1 rRNA gene is annotated in these 3203 nt (G+C 57.7%); it reads right to left on the reverse strand.

Annotation, left to right across the window (positions count from 1 at the left end):
• Window positions 1-29: 29 nt before the first annotated feature.
• Window positions 30-3154: ribosomal RNA gene (locus ASC56_RS37180) — 23S ribosomal RNA — on the reverse strand.
• Window positions 3155-3203 lie beyond the last annotated feature (49 nt).

Consider the following 3203-nt stretch of genomic DNA (forward strand, 5'->3'; position numbering starts at 1 on the left):
CAGAACCAACACAGTGGACGCGAGCATCTGAGGACAAGCCCTCGGCCTATTAGTACCAGTCAACTCCACCGGTTACCCGGCTTCCATATCTGGCCTATCAACCCAGTCGTCTACTGGGAGCCTTACCCCATCAAGTGGGTGGGAGTCCTCATCTCGAAGCAGGCTTCCCGCTTAGATGCTTTCAGCGGTTATCCCTCCCGAACGTAGCCAACCAGCCATGCCCTTGGCAGAACAACTGGCACACCAGAGGTTCGTCCGTCCCGGTCCTCTCGTACTAGGGACAGCCCTTCTCAAGACTCCTACGCGCACAGCGGATAGGGACCGAACTGTCTCACGACGTTCTAAACCCAGCTCGCGTACCGCTTTAATGGGCGAACAGCCCAACCCTTGGGACCGACTCCAGCCCCAGGATGCGACGAGCCGACATCGAGGTGCCAAACCATCCCGTCGATATGGACTCTTGGGGAAGATCAGCCTGTTATCCCCGGGGTACCTTTTATCCGTTGAGCGACGGCGCTTCCACAAGCCACCGCCGGATCACTAGTCCCGACTTTCGTCCCTGCTCGACCCGTCGGTCTCACAGTCAAGCTCCCTTGTGCACTTACACTCAACACCTGATTGCCAACCAGGCTGAGGGAACCTTTGGGCGCCTCCGTTACCCTTTAGGAGGCAACCGCCCCAGTTAAACTACCCATCAGACACTGTCCCCGATCCGGATCACGGACCCGGGTTAGACATCCAGCACGACCAGACTGGTATTTCAACGACGACTCCACCCGAACTGGCGTCCAGGCTTCACAGTCTCCCAGCTATCCTACACAAGCCGAACCGAACACCAATATCAAACTGTAGTAAAGGTCCCGGGGTCTTTCCGTCCTGCTGCGCGAAACGAGCATCTTTACTCGTAGTGCAATTTCACCGGGCCTATGGTTGAGACAGTCGAGAAGTCGTTACGCCATTCGTGCAGGTCGGAACTTACCCGACAAGGAATTTCGCTACCTTAGGATGGTTATAGTTACCACCGCCGTTTACTGGCGCTTAAGTTCTCAGCTTCGCCCACCCGAAAGTGAGCTAACCGGTCCCCTTAACGTTCCAGCACCGGGCAGGCGTCAGTCCGTATACATCGCCTTACGGCTTCGCACGGACCTGTGTTTTTAGTAAACAGTCGCTTCTCGCTGGTCTCTGCGGCCACCCCCAGCTCAGGAAGCACGTTCCCTCACCAGGCGTGGCCCCCCTTCTCCCGAAGTTACGGGGGCATTTTGCCGAGTTCCTTAACCATAGTTCACCCGAACGCCTCGGTATTCTCTACCTGACCACCTGAGTCGGTTTAGGGTACGGGCCGCCACGAAGCTCGCTAGAGGCTTTTCTCGACAGCATAGGATCACCCACTTCGCCACAATCGGCTCGGCATCGGGTCTCAGGCTGTATGCCAGGCGGATTTACCTACCTGGCGCCCTACACCCTTACCCCGGGACAACCACCGCCCGGGATGGGCTACCTTCCTGCGTCACCCCATCGCTCACCTACTACCAGCTCGGGCCACCGGCTCCACCACTCCGGACCACGTCAAAGACGAGGCCCGGCGGCTTCACGGGCTTAGCATCACTGGATTCGATGTCTGACGCTCCACAGCGGGTACCGGAATATCAACCGGTTATCCATCGACTACGCCTGTCGGCCTCGCCTTAGGTCCCGACTTACCCTGGGCAGATCAGCTTGACCCAGGAACCCTTAGTCAATCGGCGCACACGTTTCCCACGTGTGAATCGCTACTCATGCCTGCATTCTCACTCGTCAACCGTCCACAACTACCTTCCGGTGCTGCTTCACCCGGCAGACGACGCTCCCCTACCCATCACAGCCGGCGTTGACCGTACATGCTGCAATGACACGACTTCGGCGGTACGCTTGAGCCCCGCTACATTGTCGGCGCGGAATCACTAGACCAGTGAGCTATTACGCACTCTTTCAAGGGTGGCTGCTTCTAAGCCAACCTCCTGGTTGTCTGTGCGACTCCACATCCTTTCCCACTTAGCGTACGCTTAGGGGCCTTAGTCGATGCTCTGGGCTGTTTCCCTCTCGACCATGGAGCTTATCCCCCACAGTCTCACTGCCGCGCTCTCACTTACCGGCATTCGGAGTTTGGCTAAGGTCAGTAACCCGGTAGGGCCCATCGCCTATCCAGTGCTCTACCTCCGGCAAGAAACACACGACGCTGCACCTAAATGCATTTCGGGGAGAACCAGCTATCACGGAGTTTGATTGGCCTTTCACCCCTAACCACAGGTCATCCCCCAGGTTTTCAACCCTGGTGGGTTCGGTCCTCCACGAAGTCTTACCTCCGCTTCAACCTGCCCATGGCTAGATCACTCCGCTTCGGGTCTTGAGCGTGCTACTCAACCGCCCTCTTCGGACTCGCTTTCGCTACGGCTACCCCACCCGGGTTAACCTCGCAACACACCGCAAACTCGCAGGCTCATTCTTCAAAAGGCACGCAGTCACGAGACACCAGCAAGCTGATGTCCGACGCTCCCACGGCTTGTAGGCACACGGTTTCAGGTACTATTTCACTCCCCTCCCGGGGTACTTTTCACCATTCCCTCACGGTACTATCCGCTATCGGTCACCAGGGAATATTTAGGCTTAGCGGGTGGTCCCGCCAGATTCACACGGGATTTCTCGGGCCCCGTGCTACTTGGGAATCACACAAGCAAGCCGCTGACATTTCGACTACGGGGGTCTTACCCTCTACGCCGGACCTTTCGCATGTCCTTCGTCTACATCAACGGTTTCTGACTCGCCTCATGACCGGCAGATCATGAAAGTGCGATCCCACAACCCCCCAGACGCAACCCCTGCCGGGTCTCACACGCCTGAGGTTTAGCCTCATCCAGTTTCGCTCGCCACTACTCCCGGAATCACGGTTGTTTTCTCTTCCTGCGGGTACTGAGATGTTTCACTTCCCCGCGTTCCCTCCACACTGCCTATGTGTTCAGCAGCGGGTGACAGCCCATGACGACTGCCGGGTTTCCCCATTCGGAAACCCCCGGATCAAAGCCTGGTTGACGACTCCCCGGGGACTATCGCGGCCTCCCACGTCCTTCATCGGTTCCTGGTGCCAAGGCATCCACCGTGCGCCCTTAAAAACTTGGCCACAGATGCTCGCGTCCACTGTGCAGTTCTCAAACAACGACCAACCACCC

Source organism: Streptomyces sp. TP-A0356 (assembly GCF_001417775.1).
GTDB lineage: Bacteria > Actinomycetota > Actinomycetes > Streptomycetales > Streptomycetaceae > Streptomyces.